Here is a 23,006-nt window from a genome sequence, read left to right as displayed (position 1 = left end):
CGCGTAAAATCATTCGAAGCTAACGGAAGGTGCTTGTCAGGTGAAGGTTTGGAAAGCAGCTATGGTAGGAAGTGCGCTAAGGGGCTGGAGGAACATTACCTCCCAGCCCCTTTCTATTGTCCCGCACAAGCAGCTGGCACGCCGGCTAATCGAACAAATCGAGCTGCTTCGGCGCCAGCTCCCCCGGCTCCTGTCCCAGGAGCTTCATAAATTCCACGGCATTCTCGGCCGCGTCGCCGCCCGAGTTATTGTTGAAAATGACGCATAGCTCCTCGGTTTCCCGCTCCAGCAGGCGCAAGTGCTCGCACCATTCCAGCAGCTCCTCCCGGTTATACCGGTACAAATACCGCACCTCGCGCCAGTTCGAGCCTCCGCCCGAGCTCCATCCCGCTGCATTCCGTCCGTGAAACCGGACGACGGTCAGCTTCTTGTCCGTAGGCTGCAGCACCGTCGGCACGGAGCCCGGCTCCACCTGCGGCTCGTCGCAAATGCTGTGGATCCATCCTTCCTCCCGCATGAAGGACAGCGTCTTGTCCCTCATCTCCGGGGTGAACCAGCTTTGATGGCGGAACTCCAGCGCGAGCGGAATGCCGTCCATCCGGTCTTTGGCCGCCCGCAGCAGCGCCACGTTATTGCGGTCGCACTCGAACCACGGCGGGTATTGAAACAATACCGCCTTAAGCTTGCCCGCTTCCCGGAGCGGCTCTATCGACTCCTTGAACGCACTAAACATGGAGTCGTTATCGGAGAACGGATTGGCTCCGCGCAAATGTCCGGTCATTCCTTGATAGGCTTTGACAAGGAAGGCGAACCCGGCCGGCGTTTCGGCCGCCCACCTTTCGTAGAGCTCGGCTTTTTGCACCGCGTAAAACGAGCTGTCCACCTCTACGACAGGAAAATGCTTGCTGTACACCTTCAGCTTGTCCCGCGCCGGGGTTCCCTGTACATACAGGTCGTCGTGATCTCCCCAGCCGGCGAGTCCGATGCGTATCATTTTCTCACCTCTTGCTCTTGAAAAGGGTTGATTAGGTTACAAGATCGGCGAGAGCAGCCTCGCCATCGATTCCGCCATCCGCTTGTGCAGCCGCCGTTTGCTGTACAGCTCCCAAGTCAGCAGCTTGCAGTGCCGGATATCCTGCTCGAAAATATGCTCCAGACGCGAAGCCACATCCGGATCGAACAAAAAGGCGTTCACTTCAAAGTTAAGCTCCAGGCTGCGGCGGTCCATATTCGCCGTCCCTACGGAAGCAGCCTGGCCGTCGACAACCATCGTCTTCGCATGGAGAAAGCCGTTGTCATACAGGTAGCAGCTGGCGCCGGCGCGCAGCAGCTCGCCCAAATAAGCAAGTGACGCCCAGTGGACGAGCCGGTGGTCGCCCTTTTTCGGAATCATGATCCGTACATCGATCCCCGACAGCGTGGCAATTTTCAACGCGTTCAGCACACTGTCGTCCGGAATGAAATACGGCGTCTGAATATAAATTCGCTTTTGCGCCTCGAAAATAAACTTGATATAGCCGTTCTTGATCTGCTGCGTCTCCGAGCTCGGTCCGCTCGATACGATTTGTACCGCGGTCGTAGCGGTTTCCCTAATATCCGGGAACAAGACCGGCTCTACGGTCGAATATTCGTTGGAGGCGATCCCCCAATCGAGCAGAAACTGCACCTGCAGCCGGTGAACGGCGTCCCCGTGCAGCATTAGATGCGTATCGCGCCAATAGCCGATATGGCGGTCTTTCCCCAAGTATTCGTCCCCGATGTTGAAGCCTCCGACGAACCCGACCTTCCCGTCGATGACGGCGATTTTCCGGTGATTACGGTAGTTGAGGCGGAAATTCAAGTACGGGATTTTGGCCGGGAAAAAGGGAAACACCGCTCCGCCTGCAGCCCGCAGCGCAGCGAACATTTTCTGGTTGACGCCAAGCGACCCTATATCGTCATACAAAAGGCGGATCTTCACGCCCTCTCTCGCCTTGACCGTCAGCGCATGGATGAGTCGCCGCCCGGTCTCGTCGTTGCCCAGCTTATAGTAGAGCAAGTGCACGTGGCGCTTGGCTTGGCCGATTTCGCGCAGCAGCGCTTCGAACTTCTCGACCCCGTCGGTGAACAGCGTCACTTCGTTATTCTGCGTAAGAGGCGAATAGCCGCTGACCAGGTTCATATAAATCAGCCGGCGGTATTCCTGCACCGAAGGATCGTGGAAGGCAAACGTATTGCGCTGAAGGCTTTGGGCTTGCTCCTCCATCTCCTCTCTGACGCGCCTTTCCATCCGGGGTCGGATCCGGTACACCTTCTGCCGTGCTAAGTTTTGCCCAAGGAAAATATATAAAATAAAGCCCAAGATCGGCAGCAGCAGCAGCACCATGAGCCAAGCCCATGTGACGCCCACATTGCGCCTCTCCAAAAAAATAATCGCTACAGCGAAAACCAGGTTAATGACAGGAATCCAGTCATTAATGGTTTTCCATAAGCCTACCATCCACACAGGCATGAACCGCTCACTCCGATTTGATCGACTTCATCATTTATTTATGCTGCCAACAACGCCTGAAAAAAGACAGGACTGCATGGTTCATGGTTCCTTCTCAGGACGTACGCAACATTTGGCTGCCGATGTGGCATACTAAACTATCTTTCTGTTCTCAAATAAGGGGGCTCGATACTATGCGTATCCTTGTATGCCTGTTCATGATGCTGCTTGCTTTCAGTATGCCTGTCCGGCTGCACGCCGAACCGGCTTATGCCAAATGGGGCGCGCTTGCCGTACAAGAAACGAAGAAGAGGTACAACGCAGATATCATCGATTATTTGCATCTCGGGCGCAAGCCGATCAGTCCCGATATTTCCGAGGAGTCATTCCGGCTATGGCTGAAGGACCCCAGCGGAGAATTCGGCGTCATCGTCCGCATCCGCTTCCGCAACGATACGGAGGAAGTGCTCTCCATCCGCATGAACAAATTGAACCTGCCGTCGTTCTATCAGCCGTTCGATTTCTCTTCTGCGATTTTTTGAAGCACTTGCGTAAATACGCTCGGCGGCTGCGCTCCCGTCAGCGCATATTTGCCGTCGATAATAAAGAACGGCACGCCGGTTATTCCTACGTCGTGTCCATATGCCAGGTCCTGGGCAACCTCTTCCTCGCCCTCTCCGCCGGTCAATCTTTCACGAAGCCCCGCCGTCTCGATACCGGTTTCTTGTGCCAGCTTAAGCAGCACCTCCAGGCTTCCGATATCCCGGCCGTCTTCGAAATACGCTTTATTGATTGCTTCCAGCATGGACAGCTTGCTTTCCTGCTGCACGATTGCGATCAGACGGTGCGACATGCGGGTGTTGGGCATAAAGCCAACCTTGTCGAAATCAAACGCTAGTCCAGCGCCTTTTCCCGCTTCCGTCACCTGCGAGAATACCTGGCTCAGATCAACCTGACCGCCGAATTTCTTTTGCATCGTTTCCTTGAACGGAAGACCTTCGACCGGTATCGAAGCGTCCAGCATATACGCGCGGATGCTCAATTCAACCGGCTCCCCTGTCCATTCGCTCAAAGCCGTCAGCATATTTTGCTTGCCTATTCGGCACCAAGGGCACACCGTATCGTGAAACAGCTCTATTCTCATCCAACTTATCCTCCCTGAGTTCGGACAGCCTGTTCGTGACGAATCGTCAACCCTCATCCCGATCCCATGCTGTGCTATCTACTCGTACTATACCGCATGGAAAGCTGCAGAACAACTTCCCGCGCCATCCTCCTCCCGTCTCCGGTTTCGCCGCCCTCTATTTATGAATCGAACGATTGTTTTTCGTACCTAGGGTTTAGAATCTATCAAAATCGGTAAGTCTAGTACTAGCAATCGCGATTCTACTATTTTTTACGCAAGGTAAGGAGGTTACCGATCCATGTTCCGTAAACGTTTGAACATCGTTCTGCTTCTCCCTTCCATTTTGTTCGCAAGCCTGATGATGACTGCGGGGAAAGCGGAAGCCTACCACGTAATGGATGATTACGCCGACATGTCCGAATATTACTCGACAACGTACTATCCTGAGCAGGAGCCTGTGGTTCCGGAGACGGTGGAAGCCCCGCAGCCGATAGTCTATCAGGTCAACTCCGGGGACACTTTATACAAAATCGCCCGCGACTTCGGCATCTCCATAGCGGCTATTATGGCCGAAAACGGCATCACCGAAGCGCGTTATCTGTCCGTTGGCCAGCAGTTGACGATTCCATCGTCCGAAGCGGTTATTCCCTTGCCCGACGGGCAGCAAAAGGTCGTCAAGCAGGTGCTCAGCTCCACTCTAACCGCCTATACGGCCGGTAAGGAATCTACGGGAAAAACCCCGTCCAGCCCCGCCTACGGCATTACCTACAGCGGCAGCAAGGCCGAGGAAGGCCGCACGATAGCCGTCGATCCTTCCGTTATCCCTATCGGCACGACCGTGTTTATTGACGGCATCGGCATCCGTACCGCTGAAGATACCGGTTCCGCCGTAAAAGGCGCGCGAATAGACGTGTTTATGGACGATCTGAAGCAAGCCGTCAACTTTGGGGTGAAAAAGAACGTGAAAGTCTACGTGCTATCCTAGCCCGCGTTCTGCAGCGCACTAATTGGTTATGTCCCCTGTCCGGTGTACTTGAGCCGTACGGGGGATTTTTTTGCGCTGGGCACTGCTTGTGCTCCGCATCCTCCCCTCCAGACCGCCGAAATCCTGCCGGTACTCAAAAAAATCATAGTTTAAGAGGCGGAACCATTATATTTCCATGCAATTTTGTGTATTATATTAAGATAAACTATAACGAAAGAAAGGTTGATTCTGTTGGAAACCTCGTCTGCATCATCTCATTTCATCAAAAACATTGTCATTGAAGACTTAAAATCCGGCAAAGTCGACCAGATTGTTACCCGCTTTCCTCCGGAACCGAACGGCTACCTGCACATCGGCCATGCCAAATCGATCCTGCTGAACTTTGAATTGGCGGACGAATTTAAAGGCAGAACCAATCTCCGTTTCGACGATACGAATCCGTTAAAAGAAGATACCGAGTACGTGGAAGCGATCAAAGAAGACGTCGCCTGGCTCGGCTACGAATGGGACGGGCTGTTCTTTGCTTCGAACTATTTCGAGGAAATGTACAGCCGCGCCGTGCTGCTGATCAAGAAGGGCTTGGCGTTCGTAGACGATTTGTCCGCCGACGAAATCCGCTTGACCCGCGGTACGCTGACCCAGCCGGGACAAGACAGCCCTCACCGCAACCGCTCCATTGAGGAGAACCTCGATCTGTTCGCGCGGATGCGCAACGGCGAGTTCAAGGACGGGGAAAAGGTGCTGCGCGCCAAAATCGACATGAGCTCCCCTAACATCAATATGCGTGACCCTGTCATTTACCGTATCTCCCACGCGACGCATCACAATACCGGCGACAAATGGTGCATCTATCCGATGTACGCTTTCGCTCACCCGTTGGAGGATGCTATCGAAGGCGTGACCCATTCCATCTGTACGCTGGAGTTCGAAGACCAGCGCCCGTTCTACGATTGGGTGGTAGCCGAATGCGAAATGGAGCATCAGCCTAGACAATACGAGTTCGCCCGTTTGAATATTACGAATACCGTCATGAGCAAGCGCTTCTTGAAGCAGCTGGTTGACAATAAAATCGTCGATGCTTGGGACGATCCGCGGATGCCGACGATCAGCGGGTTGCGCCGCAAAGGCTACACGCCGGAAGCGATTCGCAACTTCGTGCGCGAGACCGGCGTCGCCAAGAGCTACAGCGTTGCCGATGAGCGGATGCTGGAGCATTTTATCCGTGAAGATTTGAAGCTGAAGGCTCCTCGTACGATGGCCGTATTGCGCCCGCTTAAGGTCGTCATTACGAACTATCCTGAGGATCAAGTGGAAAAGCTCGACGCGGAGATCAATCCGGAAAATCCGGAGATGGGCAACCGTCAAATTCCGTTCTCCCGCGAAATCTATATCGAGCAGGACGACTTCATGGAAAATCCGCCGAACAAATATTTCCGTTTGTTCCCCGGCAATGAAGTGCGCCTGAAGAACGCGTATTTCATCAAGTGCAACGATTTCATCAAAGATGCCGACGGCAACGTGGTGGAAATCCACTGCACCTACGATCCGGAGACGAAGAGCGGCAGCGGCTTCACCGGACGCAAGGTCAAAGGAACGATCCACTGGGTCGATGCCAAGCATGCGCTCCCGGCGGAATTCCGCTTGTTCGAGCCGCTCATCCTCGATGAGGAGAAAGGCGACAGCGACAACTTCCTGGAGCATATCAACCCGAATTCTCTCGAAGTCGTTCACGGCTTCGTCGAACCGAACATGAAGGATGCGCAAGCGCAGGACAAGTACCAAATATTCCGCCACGGATACTTTAATGTGGATTCCCGACTGAGCAAGCCGGACCGTCTTGTATACAATCGAATCGTCTCGCTGAAAAGCTCGTTTGAGCTGTAAGGCTTGGGCGGCAAGAGGAAAAAATCCAGTACCTTCACGGTACTGGATTTTTTTGTCCTGCAAGAAGACCCTTGCGTTCGGTAGGCTAGTGCAGTGACCCGCCTCCTGTTCATGGACTCGGAGGAGGTCTATCGGACAGAAGATCCGCTTTTCCTTGGAATGATGCTGCTTTTGCAGTGCGATCGGACTGAGAGTCCGCTATTTGCCTATTTTTCATACGAAAATCGCGTATTGGGGCGAAATAAAGGATCTACGGTCCGATCACTCTCGAAAAAGCACTGATTTTGGTAGAATAACGGAACTACCGTCCGAAATCGCGACAACAGCGCTTATATTTTGAGCAAAAAAATTGGTCGCCTATAGCCTCTAGGGACGGAACGCTTTATGAGCCGTCAGCACATGGTCCGCTTCGTTCCACTGCCACTGGTACCCGAGCGCATCGGCTACCCAAGCCCATTCCGTCAGCACAAAATTGTTCAATATGTGCACCGGCGGCTGCTCAATTACCCTCATACGCCCTTCCTCCGTATACGTGATCCGCTTCGCTACCGGGTCATATTTCGCATCCTCTATCCCGAGCGCTCGAAAGGTTTGGGTGAGCGGAACCCAAGGCATCCCGCGGATGACCAGCGGCTTGATTCCCCGAAAAGGAAGCTCCCTGCCGTCCGCATAAATCCGGGTAAAAGGCAGATGCTTCGCTACCGTATTTCCCGGCAGCAGCGTCAATGCACCCGCATCGAGGCTCCGCTTCTCCTCCTCGGACAAGTGGGCGATTTTGTTGGCGGCCTTCTGCGGCCTGAGCTGCACGCCGTATCGGCTCTCCATCCGGTTATGAAGCCGCTCCATATCTTCCTTGTCCGCAGACTTCAGGCTTCTCCCCTGCATCTGGGCCATCAGCACGCCGATGGATTCGGCCGCGATAGCGCCGTTCGGCTGGATCCTCGTGCTGCCGTAAGCAACCGCGGAGGAGCCGACCAGCTTGCCGGCCGTCACGACATTGTCGTACGGCTTCAGCAGGTAGCTGCCGAGCGGGATGCCGTATTTGTCCGGACGCCCGATGGCAAGCCCTTCCCGATTCGAGCGGGAGCCCTGAATATCGAGGAAATAACCGCCGATACTGACGTTATCCCAGAACATCCGCCCGCTCATAATATCGGACGCCTGCATGACGTATTCCGTCGGGTAATGGTTGTACTCTCTTATATATAGGTAGGCCGGTTCCCCGTTCAGTTCCAAATTCTCGAAGCCGACGATATGCTTGCGCAAATGATCGCGGATATACGGCATTTCTTCTCTCGTCAGCCGCATTCCCCTCTGGACCGTGTCTTCTTGGCTCGGATCGACGCCGTAAACCTGCAAGGCGTTGATGACAATCTCTCCGTTGCCTTGATTCAAAATATTAAGTCCCCGCAAATTCAGCCATTCCTTGTTTCTTAGCTCGTAAGCCGACACAATCGGCGGAAAACCGTAAGCAATATTCGCATCAACGTACGTTTCCGGTCCGTACAGGTGCTCCCGCTGCGCCTTGCCTATACTCCAGAAGTGGCTGTAAAACTTATGCCAATCGACGCCTTTGAACTTCATCATGTAGGTCGCGCTCATATATTCCCGTTCCTTCGACCCGTAAAGCGCTTCCAATCCTTGGAAGGGTTCTACCTTCAAAGTGCGGATAAGGGAGGCGTCATCCGAGTTATCGACGACGTAATCCGGTCGTACGGACCGTTTCTTCCCGTTCCGGTTCACATATTGAAGCTCCACGACTTTTCCGCTCTCGGTCTGCACATCCTCCAGAACGACGGACTTCTCCAGCGGAATCCGGTCGACCAGCCGATGAAAATACCCGGCGAAATCGGCCTTTCTCCGAATATCCCCGCGCTCGTATTGCCGGAACAGCTCCTTCATCCCGCCTTGAGCCAACGGTTGTCCCTGATCGTCGTAAGTCCCGTCCAGGTAAAGCATCTCTCCCTGCAGCAGCTGGCCGCCGAGGCCCGCTTTCGTCTCCAGGATGAGCACGTCAAGACCTTCCTGCTTCGCTCTTTGCGCCAAATACATCCCTTCCAGCTCCGTGCCGACAACGACGACCTCCGGGGTATAGCTGAAATTCGGATTCAACGTAAAGCTTCCGTCGCTGTCCCGATGCAGCCCGAAATAGCCCAGCACAGCGATGGCTCCTCCCGCAACTCCGAGCGCAGCGCCCATTCCTAGCATGTGCTTAATGTTTCTGGGTGTCTCTATCCATCTTTTCAGATTCAAATTGGCTGTCACCGTTCCCCCGGATTTCGTGTGAAATACAATCAAATCCTAACGGATTTTCGGCTGGATTTCAATCGTTTTCTTAAGCTCCAGCCCGCCCCCCGCCTGGCTCGGCAGCCTTGAGCGCGAATGCGCCGCCCTTTTCATATTTTATGAATGTTTACCGTATTTTAATACAAGAAGGTCTGTCCCTTAACACTCCCTTGATACAATGCAATGGATATTGAACAAGGAGGGATTATGTCAAGTATGCTTAAAAGAAGCGCATGGCTTTCTACGATGTTGGGGCTGCTGCTTGGAGCGGCGACAGTAATGCCCGCGGCGGCTGCCGATAAGACCGGTACGACGGCCGGAACAACGAAAACCATCACGATCCTGCACACCAATGACATCCACAGCCGGGTAGAGGAAAGCACAGATTCCATCGGCTACGCCAAGCTGGCCACGATCATCCGTGAGCAAAAGGCAGCCAACCCGAACACCCTTGTACTCGACGCCGGAGATACGTTCCACGGCCAGACGATCGCCAATCTCGTACGCGGGGAAAGCATCGTCAAAATTATGAATACGATCGGCTACGACGCCATGGCTCCTGGCAATCATGATTTCAATTACGGCAGCGACCGGCTGGTCGAACTGAGCGGAATGACCAAATTCCCCGTCCTCAGCGCCAACGTAAAGAAAGCGGACGGCTCTCGCCTGCTTAAACCGTACATCATTAAGGAAGTGGGCGGCGTTAAGGTAGGCATCTTCGGCTTGACGACGCCGGAGACCGCTTACAAGACGCACCCGAACAATGTCAAAGGCATTACGTTCGCCGATCCGGCGGCAGAGGCGAAAGCCGTAGTGGCCGAGCTGAAGGACAAGGCCGATATCGTCATAGCCCTCGCTCATCTCGGAGTCGACAAGTCCAGCGTAGATACGAGCATTAAGGTAGCCGAGCAGGTTCCCGGCATCGACGTTATTATTGACGGACACAGCCACACCGTGCTGGAAAAAGGCATGAACGTAGGCAGCGTGCTTATTGCGCAGACAGGCGAGTACAGCAAGAATATCGGCAAGGTGGAGCTGACGCTTGACGGAACCAAGCTGAAAAGCAAGACGGCCAGCCTTACGATGAGACCGGCAGCCAATACGATCCAGGCCGACCCGGCCGTCCTGTCCATTATCGATGAGGTGAAAAAGAGCCAGGATACCGTTCTGTCGCAGGTTGTCGGCTCTACATCCGTGAAGCTCATAGGTGAACGTGAGGTCGTTCGCGTCGGAGAATCGAATTTGGGCAACCTGATTACCGATGCGATGCTCGATGAGACGGGTGCCGATGTCGCCTTAACGAACGGCGGAGGCATTCGCGCTTCCATTGAAGCCGGTCCGATCACCAAAGGACAGGTCATCACCGTACTTCCGTTCGGGAACTACATCCAGACGAAGAAGGTGAAGGGGTCCGATATCGTCGCCGCTCTCGAGCTCGGCGTATCCAGCTATCCGGAGCCGCTTGGGGGCTTTCCTCATGTAGGCGGCCTCACCTTCGTCTTGGATCAGAGCGAGGCAAAAGGACAGCGTGTCAGCGAAGTCATGGTAAAGGGAGCTCCTATCGACCCTCAAAAAGATTATTTGCTTGCCACTAACGACTTCATGGCCGCCGGAGGCGACCAATATACGATGTTCCAAAATTACCCTATCGCCAACGATTTCTCTTCGCTGGAAGAATCGGTGATCGCGTATTTGCAGAAAAAAGGCGCTGTGGAGCCGAAAACGGAAGGCCGCATTACCGTTAAGACAGGCGCAGCTGCGGCTCCTACGCCATCCGCTCCGACTCCAGCACCGGCACCGGCTCAAACACCGGCACCAGCGCCGGCCGTGACTGCCCCTGCATCCTCCGTCTGTGTCGTGAAAAGCGGCGATTCCTTGTGGAAGATCGCCAAGCAATATCGCACTACATGGCAGCACCTACAGCAGCTGAACCGGTTGGCGAATCCTAATCTTATTTTCCCGGGACAGGAAATAATCGTTCCCGTTAGCTAACGTACTCGTATCCCCCACCCCGATACTACATGAACAGTCTTACCGGAGGTCCCCTCTTCGGTTAAGACTGTTTTTATTATTTGTAAATATTTACCTGTTATTGCCCGCCTGCTATGGTACTATAATGAAACACCATTTACCCCTATCCCATGCATTACCACTACACACTGTTGGTAACGCATTCATTATATGGACACTATAACTGGCAAGGAAGGTGGTCTTATGGAATTTGATTATTTGATTCGGGTTTTGCTGGCGGGCATCTGCGGCGCACTTATCGGTTATGAGCGTAAAAACCGGATGAAGGAGGCGGGGATCCGCACCCATTTTGTCGTAGCCGTCGGTGCATCCATGATGATGATCGTCTCCAAATACGGATTTCAGGATCAGATCGGCTGGCACAACTTATCGCTCGACCCGTCCCGGATCGCGGCACAGGTAGTTAGCGGGGTCGGTTTCCTTGGGGCAGGAATGATCTTTATGCAAAAGCAAACGGTAAAAGGACTGACTACGGCTGCCGGCATCTGGGCTACCGCAGGAATGGGAATGGCCATAGGCTCCGGGCTGTACTGGCTCGGGGGCGGCGTCACGCTGATCATTTTGCTGGCGCAAATGGTGCTGCACGGCCGTTTCAACTGGCTGGCCTCGCCCAAAACCGAGCAGGTGACGATTCGGATCACCGATGAGCCCGGCAGCATCGAGCAGGTTCTTCAGCGCCTCAAGGAGAAGAACATCACCATGCTTCGGTTTCACGCCGAAGGTACGGACAAAGAAGCGTCCGATATCGTGCTGGAGCTGGTCGTTAAGCTTCCGGCTGCTATGGGAGCAGACTCGCTCGCCTCCATCATTCAGGATATTCCTGCTATTAAATCCGTTGAAGTTCAATAGAGTATCCAACGCAAAAACCCGGCTTGCTGGCGTCTCGCCCTGCAAGCCGGGTTTTTCAATCCTTGTTTTGGATGGACCGCAGCGCATCCCGGAATTGCTGATCCTTCGACAGGCTCGGCGGAGGCTCCTCCAGCTTCTCTTCTTCTTGATCCGGATTGGCGCTGCCGAAGTTTCGCAAGGCCTCACGATAATCATGGTCGCTGTGCCTTCTGGCTTCTTTTCCCGTAGTCCGGGTACGGGAGACGGTCTCCTCCGCTGCACTTTCTTTAGACGGAGCGGCGGCCAGCGATTCGGAGGCGTTCGCCTCAACCGCGGGTCTAGCTTCCGCTTCTGCCATGCCGTCCGGACCGGCTGCTGCCTCCGGCTTATCTTTTAAAGCCGCCGGGTTGTCCGCCGGCTGCGAAGCGGCCGCACGCTCCGCCTTCTTCCGGCTGGAATCGACCCGGATATTATAAATAATGAGAAACGCGAGCCCGACAACAGCAATAGCTGCAAAGATGATATATTGCATAAGAGATCGTCCTATCTCTGGTTATTTGACTGCATTTTGCCGGCAATCGTCGCGACCCGAAGGCCAAGCGCCCTTCCGAGAGCCAAATCGTTCTCCGATGGAAGGTTCGGCGGATCCTCGCGCGAGGCTTCTACAGGGCAGGTGACTCCGACGCCGTAGTACGAGCCGTACAGCGCATTTTCCGGGATATTGCCCGGCAATCCGACAATAATCATCCCTTGATGCAGCATCGGCGTAATCAGGTTCAGCATCGTCGCCTCAATCCCGCCGTGAACCGTTGCCGTCGTGCAAAATACGGCCCCTATTTTATCCATCAGCTTGCCCTGAGCCCACAAATAGCCCAGCTGGTCGATCCAGCTTTTCATCCCGGCGCTGATTGTTCCAAAGTGACCGGGACATCCCCATATGATGGCATCCATCCCGACGGTATCGTTAGGATTCGCCTCGCTGACATGATGATAATGAACTTCGGCTTGAGGGTGGCTTTTGGCTCCCTCATAAATGGACCGGGCCAGCGCCTCCGTATGCCCGTTCTCGCTGTCGTAAACGATGTAAATTTTCATGGCGGGTCCTCCTGTCCTTTCTTTCTTCATCAATTTTCCCCATTAAGCGCCAAAGTATGATTCCGAGCAGCCGATAGAAATTGTTGCATAAACGGCTAACCAACAGGAGAAAATGTGTACAGAAAATAGGACACTTGGAGGAATTGCCATGAGCAAAGTCATTTTGATCAACATCATCGTTCTGGTTCTTATCCTGGGAGGCGCCGGGGCTGCCATTTACTACTACAATCTGTCGATCAACTATGTGTCGACCGAGAACGCCAAGTTCGAAGGCCAGCCCGTCACCGTTGCCGCCGTGGCCTCAGGCCAGCTCGTCGAATGGAACGGACAAGTGGGCAAAGCTTACCGCTCCGGTGACCGGGTAGGCAGCATCCAGCCTGCGGGCGGAGCAGCCAAGGTCGACCTGACCGTGCCGATTGACGCTACCATCGTACAGCAGTCGATCGTTCCGAACTCGTTCGTCGCAACTGGAACTACGCTGGCGCGGGCTTTTGACCTTAATCATTTATGGGTCACTGCTAATATAGAGGAAACCAAAATCAACAACATCAAAGTCGGCCAAACTGTGGACGTTTATGCGGACGCCTTTCCCGGGACTACGCTGACGGGCCGTGTGGACAAAGTCGGACTTGCCACCGCAAGCTCCTTCTCTCTCTTGCCCAGCTCCAACACGAACGCGAACTATACGAAGGTGACCCAGGTCATTCCCGTAACCATAACTTTGGATGGATATAACGGTTTGGCTATCGTTCCCGGAATGAACGTTTCCGTACGAATTCATCTATAAAGGGGGCCGTCATGGAGAACATATCCGTTGGCAAGACGCTCACGGTGCTCATGGCCGGGGCGTTCGTAGCCATTTTGAATCAAACGCTCATCAATGTGGCGATCCCTCATATGATGAACGATTTCAATGTCTCCGCCACAACGATTCAATGGCTGTCGACCGCTTATATGCTAGTCAACGGCGTCCTGATTCCGATTACAGCCTATCTCATTGAAAGCTACGGGACCCGGTCGCTGTTCCTATTCGCCATGCTTTCGTTCACCGTCGGGGCACTCATCTGCGGCATTGCGCCGAACTTCTCCATCATGCTCCTCGGCCGGATTATCCAGGCGATCGGAGCCGGCGTGCTGATGCCTATGATCACGAATGTGTTTCTCGCTGTCTTCCCCCCGGAAAAACGCGGTGCCGCGATGGGAACGATGGGAATCGTCATGATCTTCGCTCCCGCCATCGGCCCGACGGTTGCCGGCTGGGTCGTGCAAAATTACACCTGGCGCATCCTGTTCTATGCGATGATTCCCTTAGGCGTGATCGATATTTTACTCGCCATCAAATGGCTGCGTAACGTTACGAAGCTGACGTACCCTTCCCTGGATACGTCGGGGGCCATTTTCTCCACCATCGGCTTCGGCGCCCTGCTCTTCGGCTTCAGCGAGGCGGGCAGCAGAGGCTGGTCGGACCTTCTAGTCGTCTGCAGCTTCATCATCGGAGTGCTGTTCCTCCTCCTCTTTATCTGGAGAGAACTGACCGCGAAGCAGCCGCTGCTGAATCTAAGCGTGTTTAAATATGACGTATTCACGATGAGCACGATTATCGGCGCCGCCGTCAATATGGCGATGCTCGGGGCGATGATTTTGCTGCCGATCTACCTGCAAAATATCCGCGGCTTCACGCCGCTGCAATCCGGCCTCCTGCTCTTGCCGGGCGCGCTGGTCATGGGCGTCATGTCGCCGATCTCCGGCGCCTTGTTCGACCGGATTGGAGCTCGGCCCCTCGCCATTGCCGGGCTGATTATCACTGCTATCACTACGCTCGAATTCAGCAAGCTGACGAGCGATTCCACTTACAATCACATCATGCTGCTGTACACCGTGCGCATGTTCGGCATGTCCCTGCTGATGATGACCGTGCAGACGGCAGGCTTGAACCAGCTGCCGAGAACCCTGGGCAGCCATGGAACGGCGATGTCCAATACGACACGGCAGGTCGCCGGCTCCATCGGTACGGCGCTCCTCGTCACCGTCATGTCGAGCCGCACGACTATTCATATGGCCGACTATTCGAACCAGCTTACGGCGGCGAACACGCTAGTTGCCGACAATATCAATCAGTTCGGCTTGCAGTTGGCTGAAGCCTCGGGCCAAGCGGCTCAGGCAGGCGGTACTCTGGCCATCCAGACGCTGTTCTCGTTGGCCACGGTCCAATCGACCATTAACGGCATCAACGACTCCTTTTTGGTCGCTACGCTAATTACTTTGATCGGGTTGTTCTTCGCTTTCTTCCTGAGAAGGGCCAAGCCCGCCGAATCTCCGCAAGAAAAGCCGGTCGAAATTCTGCAGGAATAAAGGCTATCTTTGCTTTGCAAATCCGCCCCCGATTCGATAAGATGAGAGCAGCACTTAACTCGATTCGGGGGTCTGCATCCGCATTCTCCTTGGTCGCGAACAAATGGAGTTGGAATCATGGAGATTGGAGCAACGATACGGACCATACGCAAAAAGAGAGGCATCACGATCGGACAGCTATGCGAAGCGACCGGACTGTCCCAAGGATTTATGAGCCTCGTCGAAAACAACAAAACGTCGCCCTCGCTGGCCACGCTGGATTCTATAGCTAATGTTTTGCAGGTTCCGCTCGCCTTTCTCTTGCTGAAGCAGGAGGAGCGCATGAAAGTGGTGCGCAAGGACGAGAGATCGTTCAGCATGTACAAGGATCAGCTGAAAGTCGAGCATTTGAGCGAAGAAGGCGGCCTAAGGCTGATGATGATCGAGATTCCGGCCGGCATGCCTGACAACGGTGAGAGCGTCCACGAAGGCGTGGAGTGCCATATGGTGCTGAAAGGAAAAGTCAGCGTCTCTCAAGGGGAAGACGAATATACGCTCGAGGAAGGGGACACCTTTTCGTGGCAGGCGTGCGTCCCCCATAAAGTTACCAATATCGGGGAAGAATCGGCGGTTATTCTCATTGCGAGCTTCAATGAAAGCAGGACATTATAAAGCTTCTTGTGGACTAAAAGCTACAGCCTCCCTATGCGAGGTAACAGCCCTAAAAGAAACGTGCTTGGCTTACCATCCGACTACGGTCTCCTTTAGAAGGAGCGCCGTAGTTTTTTTCTTGATGAAAATTTCCATGAAAGTGATTGCGTTCGACATAAAATGAGATATAATGAAATTGAGTTTTTACGATAAAAGAACACCGTTCTTATTTGCGGAACGAAAGGTAACGTTGCGATGGAAAATAACGTGAAGAAAACCGCTGTATTAGAAACCGGGGACCGCATTTTACGATTGCTTGAATGCTTCACCGCAGACAAGCCCGAATGGGGAGTTACCGAGCTTAGCGAGCAATTGGGCTTGTACAAAAGCGTCGTTCACCGGATTCTGGTCACCTTAGAGCATCGCGGCTTTGTCAGCAAGAGTCCGGTCACGCAAAAATACTCGCTCGGCATCAAGCTGTTCGAGCTGGGAACGATCGTCGCCAACCGGATGAGTCTGCGAACGGTCGCCAAGCCGATCATGGAGGATTTGTGCGCAAGCACCGGCGAAACCGTCATGCTCATGATCGCCGACGGACTCGAGGGCATATGTATTGAAAAGGTCGAAAGTCCGCAGAGTGTGCGATACACGTCGCCTCTCGGCAAAAGAGTGTCCTTGCATGCAGGGGCCACTACCAAGATATTACTCGCTAACCTTTCGCCCGACAAGATTAACAAAATTATATCCAGTGGTTTGCAAAAGTATACGGAATATACCATCGTAGACCCGTCGGAGCTGCTCGATCATCTGCAGACGATTAGAGAGCAGGGGTACTGTATCTCCTCGAACGACTTCTCGCTCGGTGGCATGGGGATCGCCGTTCCTATTAGAGACCATACAGGCGAAGTGATAGCCGGCTTGTCGATATCGGGACTCGAATTCCGGATGAGCAAAATTACGGATCAGCTGCTGCAGCAATGCCAGAACGCGGCGGAGCTTATATCCAATAGACTCGGTGGAGTCTAATTTTTTTAATCATCTAAGAGAACGATGTCCCGCATATAAGAACATAACTCTCGTCATGTAATGCAAAAGGAACATCTCTATGCATTTGCATTTGCATTCGGATTCGGATGGAACACTATTCATACCGTACAAAAAGGATGCCGGTACCTACTCTACAACTATAAGACGGCAGCGAAGGAGGACATCTTGGTGGGCAAAGTGATTTTGGATATGGATACGGGCATCGACGATGCCTTGGCAATCGCCTATGCTGCGGCATCGCCTGAGCTCGAGCTGCTTGGCGTCACGACGACATACGGCATGGCTCCAGTCGATGACTCCGTACGTAACACGCTGCTCGTACTGGAGCAGCTGAAGTGCGACGCGCCGGTATTCCGCGGTGCGGAACAGCCGCTCGTGCGAAGCCGCGCCTACAGCGGCACGTTCCACGGCAACGACGGGCTCGGCGACGTCCCCCGCCGCGAGTCGAAGCGGACCGCCGACGGCATGCACGCCGTCGACTTCATTATTGAGCAATCGCGCGAGTTCGGCCGCGATTTGACGCTCGTGACCACAGCGCCGCTCACGAACCTGGCGCTGGCAATCCGGAAGGCGCCCGACATTGTCTGCAAGCTCGGGCGCGTCGTAACGATGGGCGGCGCGGTCGCCACGCCCGGCAACGTCACGAAGTTCGCAGAGGCGAACATCATCATCGATCCTCATGCGGCCCACATCGTCTTCTCCTCCGAGCTGCCGATCACACTGGTCGGGCTCGATGTGACGAGAAAGACCGTGCTGCGGCAAGAGGCCGTAGCGATGTGGCGGGAGAAGAATACGGAGAGCAGCGTCTTCTTCGCAAGCTTTACGGAGTACTACATGCAGGCTTACAAGCAATACCATCCGTATTTGCAAGGCTGTGCGCTGCACGATCCTCTGGCCGTCGGCGTAGCCGCTCATCCGGATCTGGTGGCGACCGTGCCGATGCATATTACCGTCGATCTGGACGACGATGCGTTAGGCCGCACGGTCGAGGATATTCGCCGGGTATCTCCCGGCGGTCCGAACACGCAGGTGTGCATGGAAGTGGATGCAGACCGGTTTGTCTCCGAATTTCTCGATCGGGTCGACCAAGCATTCAGCAGATAAAAGGAGGACAACCCCGCATGAGCAAGCATGGCAAGACCCCCGGGCATACGGGCTGGGTGAATCGCTTTGACCGGCTGTCGGATTCGGCTGCGGCCGGCATTTATTTAACGCCGACGTATATTTTGCTGGCCATGACCATCTTGTTTCCAATGGCGTATGCCTTGTTTCTTTCATTTACGAAAATGGATTTCGCCGCAGGCCGCGCCCATTTCACCTTCGTCGGCCTCGATAATTATGCGCTGCTGCTGCAGGATTTGCGCATTCCGAACGTGCTGCTGCAAACGTTTCTTTTTACGGCGGCTAAAGTCGTTGGAACGCTGCTTATCGCCTTTGGCATCGCTCTCACTATTTTTCACGGCATATGGGGCGGCGAATTTTTCAAAAAAATATTTCTCATCCCGTGGGCATTGTCGAATGTCGTCAACGGCCTCATGTGGAAATGGATGTACAACGGCAACAACGGGATCATTAACGAGCTGATGCTGAAGCTGGGTCTGATCGACGAGTATAAATCGTGGCTGGCCGAAGGCTCGACGGCGCTCGGTGCGGTCATTGTCGCGGACATTTGGAAAAGCGTTCCTTTCGCGGCGCTCATCCTGCTGGCCGGTCTGCAGACGATCTCGAAGGAGCTGTATGACGCGGGCCAAGTCGACGGCGCAGGAACGATCCAGCGTTTTTTCCATATTACCCTCCCTTCTCTTCGGCCGGTCCTGATGGTGCTGTTCGTCATGGAGACGATGTGGGCTTTGCGCGCCTTCGACATCATTTGGGTGCTGACGCAAGGCGGTCCGCTGGATAAGACGATGGTGATCAACGTGTATGCATACGAGCAGGCCTTCCGCAATTTCGACATGGGCTACGGCTCGGCGCTGGCGTTTTTCATAACGCTTTGTACGCTGCTTTTTACGGCAGTTTACTTAAAAACCATAGGCAAAAACGATTAATCCAACAGGGGGAAAGATTCATGGAAAAAAAACATGTGAGATGGATGAAAATGGGGGTTGTCGGCGCACTGTCCGCTTCGATGCTGGCGGCTTGCGGCGCACCTGCCGATCAAGGCGGCCAAGCGGCTGGAGGAGCCGATAAGGAGAACAAGGAAATCACCGTCCTGTACTTGGACGAGCCGTTCTGGAAGCAGCAAAACGAAGAGTTTACGAAAGCTACGGGCATCAAGGTCAAGTACGAAACTGTGCCTTTCATGCAGCTGCACGATAAGGTGTTCGTGTCGTTCACGGCCGGCAGCAGCGAGTACGATGTCGTGCACGTACGCGACGACTGGGCGACCGAATTTGCCTCCAAGGGCTTCCTGGAGCCATTGGACTCCTACGTCACCGACGATATGAAAAAACGGCTGAATCCGCAAACGATGGAAGCGATGTCTTACAAAGGGAAGCAGTATGCGATTCCCCGCTACGTGTGGCTGTGGCAGTTCTACTATAACAAGACGCTGATCCAAGATCCGCCGAAAACGTGGGATGAGCTGATCACGGCAGCCAAAAAAATCAATGCCGATAAAGTGTCCCCTTATGCGGAATCTTTGGGCGGGATCTTGTCCTACTCCAGCTTCATCGTGCATTTGCGCTCCAACGGCGGCGAATTCTGGGATTACCAGAACGACCGTCCGACCTTCAACAGTCCGGAAGGCGTAGCCGCTCTGCAGCTGATGGCCGATATGAACTTAAAGCACAACATTATGAGCCCGCAATCGAAGGAATTTACGAGCTCCGGCGCCATGGCGGAAGTATTGACCCAAGGTACCATCGCCATGAACATGAACACTCCTCAGACGCTGCCGATGGCTAACGACAAGGAGAAATCAAAGGTCGTTGACCAAATGGGTGTAGCCCTTATTCCGGGCGCGAAGCTGAAAACCGCCTCCTACGGCGAAACCGGCGGTCTCGCGATTCCGTCTTCCTCGAAGAAAAAAGAGTGGGCCATGGAATACATCAAATTCGTAACCAATGCCGAGCAGCAGAAGAAAATGTCTCTCGCTAACGGCAAAATTCCAAGCGACGCCGAAGTCGTGAAGGATGCCGACTTGCAGGCCAAATACCCGCACTACAAACTGCTTCCGGAGCAAATGCAATATCCGTTCGGCTTGTTCCGTCATGAGCAGGCGACGAAAATTACGGACGAGCTGTCCCGCAATGTCTTGGCCGCCGTCCTCGGCAAAGTGACGCCGGAGCAGGCGCTGAAAGATGCCGAGCAAAAAATATTGGCCATGATCGGCAAAAAGTAATTTTGCCCAATTCTTACACGAGGGGATGTTTTTGAGCGTGAAGTACGCAAAAAAAGCGGTTCAGGTCCTGATCTCGATTGCTCTGATGATCTTTATCCTGTTTCCCATACTATGGCTGCTGCTATCGAGCTTCAAGCTGCCGCTTGATTTGTTCAGCAACCCTCCGAAGCTTTGGCCCAGCGAATGGACGTTCAAGTATTACCTTCAGCTGCTGCAGGAAAAATCGTTCACTTCCGCTATGCTGAACAGCTTGATCGTCTCGGGCTTTACTACCGCCATCTCCTTGTCGATAGGATCGCTTGGCGCTTATGCGTTCGCCCGGTTTCAGTTTCCGCGCAAAAACGCATTCTTTTTGACCGTGCTCGCATCGCAAATGCTTCCGCATATGGCTCTGCTTATTCCGCTGTTTATGATTATGCGGCTGACAGGCTTGCTGTATACGCATCAGGGCTTAATTTTGACTTATATCAGTTTTTCGCTTCCTTACGTCGTGTGGATGTTCCGCGCCTTTATCATCTCGATTCCTTACGAGATCGAAGAAGCCGCCAAGCTGGACGGCTGCTCCCGCATGCAGGTCATCCGGAAAATCGTACTGCCGCTCTCGATGGGCGGCCTGGTTACGACAGGCATTTTCGTGTTCATGGGAGCATGGAACGAATTTTTGTTTGCCAGCGCCATGACGAATATGAATGTGAAGACGTTGTCCGTCCGGATGGCCGAGTTTATAGGAGAAGACCGGGTCGCCTACGAGATCATGTTCCCGGCCGGAATTGTCGGCAGCTTGCCGGTGCTGCTTCTGGTTTTGTTCTTTCAGAAGTTTATCGTCAGGGGCTTGACCGAAGGCGGCGTAAAATGATGCAACCAGAGAGAAAAAAGGTGATAACATGAAATGCGATTTGCTGATTAAAAACTGCAGCGTCATGACCCCCGACTTCGAAATCGTTGACCACCGCGCCATAGCGGTCGACGGGACGCGCATTATCGAAATCGGGCCGAATGATGAGCTGACAGCCAAATATGAACCTGCCGAAACGCTGTCCGGCAAAGGAAAGCTGTGTATGCCCGGGCTCGTGGACGCGCATACGCATACGTGCCAGCAGCTGCTAAAAGGCCGCACGATGGACGAGCTCCCGATGATCTGGTCGCGTATCCTCGTCCCGTTCGAAAGCAACCTGAACGAAGACGACGTCCGCGTCAGTGCGGAAATGAGCTGTCTCGAGATGATCAAATCGGGGACGACTTCTTTTGCCGACGCCGGCGGCGTGCATATGCACCAGGTCGCCGAAGCGGCGGTGCAGTCCGGAATGAGGGCGGCGATTACGCGGTCTTGTATCGATATCGGCGATTTTTTGCCGGATGCGATGAAGCAGCCGCTGGAGACGATCCTCGATAACAATGAGTGGCTGCACCGTGAATACAATGGTGCAGGAGATGGCCGAATCCAGATCTGGTTCGGCATCCGTCAGGTCATGTCGTGCTCGCCCGAGCTGATTCAAGCGGCGGCGGAGAAAGCCCGTGAATACGGCACGGGGCTGCACATGCATTTGGCGGAGCACCGCGACGAGGTGCGGTACTGCCTGGAGCGGTACAAGAAGCGGCCGGTCGAATACCTGGAGTCGCTCGGCGCGCTCGGGCCGAATCTGCTGACCGCGCACAACGTCGTCTACTCCGAACGGGAGCTGGAGATGCTGAGGCAGTACGGCGTGAAAATCGTCCACTGCCCGCGCGCCAACTTCAACTCGCACGGCTTCCCGAAAACGCCGCGCATGATCGAAATGGGCATGCCGATCGGCATGGGCAGCGACGGCGCATCCGGGTCGAACCTGAGCTTGTTCGACGAAATGCGCATCTTCCGCTCCGGTTTGCACGCTTACTGGGGTCTCCCCGTGTTCGATCCGCTCGTCGTTCCCGTGCAGGAGCTGCTTAAGATGATCACGACGGGCGGGGCTAGCGCGCTTCAGCTTGCGAATGAGATCGGGACCGTCGAGGCCGGCAAGAAAGCCGACCTGATCCTGATCGATATCGATCAGCCGCACATTACCCCGTCGCGCATACTGATCAACACGATCGTGGAATCGGTCACGCCGCGGGATGTCGAGGATGTCATCATCGACGGCAAGCTCGTGATGAAGAACCGCGAGGTGTTGACGCTCGACCAAGAGCGCATCATGCATGAGAGCAAGACGCGAATGGATGAGATCGCTCGCAGAGCAGGTATATGATACAAAGCCGTGAATCCGGTTGTGTGGATTCGCGGCTTTTTGTTGTTGGTACGGCCGCCAACGGATGCCTAGTTGGGTCCGTTGAGCTTGGCGGAATCGCCGGCAGCCCTGCCGATGAGGCGGATAATGCCACCTCGTGATCGGGCCTCCCCCGATCTCTAACGCGGAAATTCCTTCTTACAACCACCTTCCTTCCTACTTCACCTCCCCGTAACGCGGTTTTTCCGCTTTACAGACGCTCACACTCTCTCTCCACCAGCTCCTCCCGCTCTGTAAAGCGGAATTTCCTTCTTACAGCCGCCCTCCTTCCCCCTACACCTCCCTGTAACGCGGTTTTTCCGCTTTACAGACGCTCCGTCACCTCTCATGACCACTCTCCCGCTCTGTAACGCGGGATTTCCTTCTTACAGCCGCCTTCCTTCCCACTTCACCTCCCTGTAACGCGGTTTTTCCGCTTTACAGACGCTCACACACTCTCTCCACCAGCTCCTCCCGTTCTGTAACGCGGAATTTCCTTCTTACTGCTTCTCTCCTACCTGCTACACCTCGCTATAACGCGGTTTTTCCGCTTTACAGACGCTCAACGCCAACTCACGCTCGGATCGACCGACCTTCAACACCTCAAAAGTTTAATTATACATACTTTATATTTATATGATAAATATTTCTATTGACGCCTTAACTGAAACGTGTTAACTTTGATGTAT

At 54.2% G+C, this 23,006-nt stretch carries 20 protein-coding genes; 14 read left to right on the top strand and 6 right to left on the bottom strand.

The features are described 5' to 3' along the window. Positions 1-145: 145 nt before the first annotated feature. Together DVH26_RS01130 and cls are read right to left on the bottom strand one after the other, a co-directional pair. Positions 146-994, bottom strand: a complete 849-nt coding sequence (locus DVH26_RS01130; protein WP_239630773.1) for a DUF72 domain-containing protein — start codon at positions 992-994, stop codon at positions 146-148. 36 nt (positions 995-1,030) lie between these two features. Next, positions 1,031-2,491, bottom strand: a complete 1,461-nt coding sequence (gene cls / locus DVH26_RS01125; protein WP_239630772.1) for a cardiolipin synthase — start codon at positions 2,489-2,491, stop codon at positions 1,031-1,033. A gap of 173 nt (positions 2,492-2,664) precedes the next feature. Between cls and DVH26_RS01120 the strand changes: the two genes are divergently transcribed. Then, a complete protein-coding gene (locus DVH26_RS01120) occupies positions 2,665-3,012 on the top strand; it encodes a DUF3889 domain-containing protein (protein WP_239630771.1) in 348 nt (115 codons plus the stop codon). Here DVH26_RS01120 and DVH26_RS01115 read toward each other — a convergent pair. Further along, positions 2,979-3,614, bottom strand: a complete 636-nt coding sequence (locus DVH26_RS01115; RefSeq protein WP_239630770.1) for a DsbA family oxidoreductase — start codon at positions 3,612-3,614, stop codon at positions 2,979-2,981. The two genes, DVH26_RS01120 and DVH26_RS01115, sit on opposite strands and share 34 nt — an antisense overlap. A 280-nt stretch (positions 3,615-3,894) precedes the next feature. On the opposite strand from DVH26_RS01115, the gene DVH26_RS01110 reads away from it, so the two are divergent. Further along, on the top strand, positions 3,895-4,581 hold the full coding sequence (locus DVH26_RS01110) for a 3D domain-containing protein (protein WP_239630769.1): 687 nt from the start codon (positions 3,895-3,897) through the stop codon (positions 4,579-4,581). A 222-nt stretch (positions 4,582-4,803) separates the two neighbouring features. Further along, positions 4,804-6,465: a glutamine--tRNA ligase/YqeY domain fusion protein gene (locus DVH26_RS01105; RefSeq protein ID WP_239630768.1), complete on the top strand. Its 1,662-nt coding sequence runs from the start codon at positions 4,804-4,806 to the stop codon at positions 6,463-6,465. 366 nt (positions 6,466-6,831) lie between these two features. On the opposite strand, the gene DVH26_RS01100 is transcribed toward DVH26_RS01105, so the two are convergent. After that, a complete protein-coding gene (locus DVH26_RS01100) occupies positions 6,832-8,718 on the bottom strand; it encodes an FAD-dependent oxidoreductase (RefSeq protein WP_239630767.1) in 1,887 nt (628 codons plus the stop codon). A 240-nt stretch (positions 8,719-8,958) separates the two neighbouring features. Between DVH26_RS01100 and DVH26_RS01095 the strand changes: the two genes are divergently transcribed. Then, positions 8,959-10,743 (top strand): 5'-nucleotidase C-terminal domain-containing protein, encoded by a 1,785-nt coding sequence (locus DVH26_RS01095; protein ID WP_239630766.1) that lies wholly within the window; start codon positions 8,959-8,961, stop codon positions 10,741-10,743. 222 nt (positions 10,744-10,965) lie between these two features. Further along, positions 10,966-11,631 (top strand): MgtC/SapB family protein, encoded by a 666-nt coding sequence (locus DVH26_RS01090; protein WP_239630765.1) that lies wholly within the window; start codon positions 10,966-10,968, stop codon positions 11,629-11,631. A gap of 55 nt (positions 11,632-11,686) precedes the next feature. On the opposite strand, the gene DVH26_RS01085 is transcribed toward DVH26_RS01090, so the two are convergent. Together DVH26_RS01085 and DVH26_RS01080 are read right to left on the bottom strand one after the other, a co-directional pair. Continuing rightward, on the bottom strand, positions 11,687-12,142 hold the full coding sequence (locus tag DVH26_RS01085; RefSeq protein WP_239630764.1) for a hypothetical protein: 456 nt from the start codon (positions 12,140-12,142) through the stop codon (positions 11,687-11,689). 11 nt (positions 12,143-12,153) lie between these two features. Then, entirely contained in the window at positions 12,154-12,705 is a 552-nt protein-coding gene (locus tag DVH26_RS01080; RefSeq protein ID WP_239630763.1) for an NAD(P)H-dependent oxidoreductase, read from the bottom strand. A gap of 148 nt (positions 12,706-12,853) precedes the next feature. Between DVH26_RS01080 and DVH26_RS01075 the strand changes: the two genes are divergently transcribed. The 9 genes from DVH26_RS01075 to DVH26_RS01035 all read left to right on the top strand — a co-directional run bounded on the left by DVH26_RS01075 (position 12,854) and on the right by DVH26_RS01035 (position 22,299). Further along, a complete protein-coding gene (locus tag DVH26_RS01075; protein ID WP_239630762.1) occupies positions 12,854-13,492 on the top strand; it encodes an HlyD family secretion protein in 639 nt (212 codons plus the stop codon). An 11-nt stretch (positions 13,493-13,503) separates the two neighbouring features. Next, the gene (locus tag DVH26_RS01070; RefSeq protein ID WP_239630761.1) at positions 13,504-15,057 is read left to right on the top strand and encodes a DHA2 family efflux MFS transporter permease subunit; all 1,554 of its coding nucleotides are present in this window, start codon (positions 13,504-13,506) and stop codon (positions 15,055-15,057) included. A 117-nt stretch (positions 15,058-15,174) separates the two neighbouring features. Then, a complete protein-coding gene (locus DVH26_RS01065; protein WP_239630760.1) occupies positions 15,175-15,708 on the top strand; it encodes a helix-turn-helix domain-containing protein in 534 nt (177 codons plus the stop codon). A 234-nt stretch (positions 15,709-15,942) separates the two neighbouring features. Further along, a complete protein-coding gene (locus DVH26_RS01060; RefSeq protein ID WP_239630759.1) occupies positions 15,943-16,713 on the top strand; it encodes an IclR family transcriptional regulator in 771 nt (256 codons plus the stop codon). A 189-nt stretch (positions 16,714-16,902) separates the two neighbouring features. Continuing rightward, positions 16,903-17,838: a nucleoside hydrolase gene (locus tag DVH26_RS01055; RefSeq protein WP_239630758.1), complete on the top strand. Its 936-nt coding sequence runs from the start codon at positions 16,903-16,905 to the stop codon at positions 17,836-17,838. Between the two features lie 17 nt (positions 17,839-17,855). Next, positions 17,856-18,782, top strand: coding sequence for a carbohydrate ABC transporter permease (locus DVH26_RS01050; RefSeq protein ID WP_239630757.1), 927 nt, complete (start codon positions 17,856-17,858; stop codon positions 18,780-18,782). A 20-nt stretch (positions 18,783-18,802) separates the two neighbouring features. Continuing rightward, positions 18,803-20,077, top strand: coding sequence for an ABC transporter substrate-binding protein (locus DVH26_RS01045; RefSeq protein WP_239630756.1), 1,275 nt, complete (start codon positions 18,803-18,805; stop codon positions 20,075-20,077). A 37-nt stretch (positions 20,078-20,114) separates the two neighbouring features. Then, positions 20,115-20,933 (top strand): carbohydrate ABC transporter permease, encoded by an 819-nt coding sequence (locus DVH26_RS01040; RefSeq protein WP_239630755.1) that lies wholly within the window; start codon positions 20,115-20,117, stop codon positions 20,931-20,933. A 28-nt stretch (positions 20,934-20,961) separates the two neighbouring features. Then, positions 20,962-22,299: an amidohydrolase family protein gene (locus DVH26_RS01035; protein WP_239630754.1), complete on the top strand. Its 1,338-nt coding sequence runs from the start codon at positions 20,962-20,964 to the stop codon at positions 22,297-22,299. Positions 22,300-23,006 lie beyond the last annotated feature (707 nt).

Origin of the sequence: Paenibacillus sp. H1-7, assembly GCF_022354825.1 — a bacterium.
Taxonomy (GTDB): domain Bacteria; phylum Bacillota; class Bacilli; order Paenibacillales; family NBRC-103111; genus Paenibacillus_S.
Note: the sequence above shows the minus strand (reverse complement) of the source record. Positions and strands in the feature narration are given on the sequence as shown.

What these genes read in the sequence shown, in the direction of transcription:
- DVH26_RS01130 (WP_239630773.1), bottom strand. Translation starts at nt 994, where the DNA reads ATGATACGCATCGGACTCGCCGGCTGGGGAGATCACGACGACCTGTAT.
- DVH26_RS01110 (WP_239630769.1), top strand. Translation starts at nt 3,895, where the DNA reads ATGTTCCGTAAACGTTTGAACATCGTTCTGCTTCTCCCTTCCATTTTG.
- DVH26_RS01095 (WP_239630766.1), top strand. Translation starts at nt 8,959, where the DNA reads ATGTCAAGTATGCTTAAAAGAAGCGCATGGCTTTCTACGATGTTGGGG.
- DVH26_RS01120 (WP_239630771.1), top strand. Translation starts at nt 2,665, where the DNA reads ATGCGTATCCTTGTATGCCTGTTCATGATGCTGCTTGCTTTCAGTATG.
- DVH26_RS01070 (WP_239630761.1), top strand. Translation starts at nt 13,504, where the DNA reads ATGGAGAACATATCCGTTGGCAAGACGCTCACGGTGCTCATGGCCGGG.
- DVH26_RS01050 (WP_239630757.1), top strand. Translation starts at nt 17,856, where the DNA reads ATGAGCAAGCATGGCAAGACCCCCGGGCATACGGGCTGGGTGAATCGC.
- cls (WP_239630772.1), bottom strand. Translation starts at nt 2,491, where the DNA reads ATGCCTGTGTGGATGGTAGGCTTATGGAAAACCATTAATGACTGGATT.
- DVH26_RS01115 (WP_239630770.1), bottom strand. Translation starts at nt 3,614, where the DNA reads ATGAGAATAGAGCTGTTTCACGATACGGTGTGCCCTTGGTGCCGAATA.
- DVH26_RS01090 (WP_239630765.1), top strand. Translation starts at nt 10,966, where the DNA reads ATGGAATTTGATTATTTGATTCGGGTTTTGCTGGCGGGCATCTGCGGC.
- DVH26_RS01075 (WP_239630762.1), top strand. Translation starts at nt 12,854, where the DNA reads ATGAGCAAAGTCATTTTGATCAACATCATCGTTCTGGTTCTTATCCTG.
- DVH26_RS01080 (WP_239630763.1), bottom strand. Translation starts at nt 12,705, where the DNA reads ATGAAAATTTACATCGTTTACGACAGCGAGAACGGGCATACGGAGGCG.
- DVH26_RS01065 (WP_239630760.1), top strand. Translation starts at nt 15,175, where the DNA reads ATGGAGATTGGAGCAACGATACGGACCATACGCAAAAAGAGAGGCATC.
- DVH26_RS01045 (WP_239630756.1), top strand. Translation starts at nt 18,803, where the DNA reads ATGGAAAAAAAACATGTGAGATGGATGAAAATGGGGGTTGTCGGCGCA.
- DVH26_RS01060 (WP_239630759.1), top strand. Translation starts at nt 15,943, where the DNA reads ATGGAAAATAACGTGAAGAAAACCGCTGTATTAGAAACCGGGGACCGC.
- DVH26_RS01085 (WP_239630764.1), bottom strand. Translation starts at nt 12,142, where the DNA reads ATGCAATATATCATCTTTGCAGCTATTGCTGTTGTCGGGCTCGCGTTT.
- DVH26_RS01035 (WP_239630754.1), top strand. Translation starts at nt 20,962, where the DNA reads ATGAAATGCGATTTGCTGATTAAAAACTGCAGCGTCATGACCCCCGAC.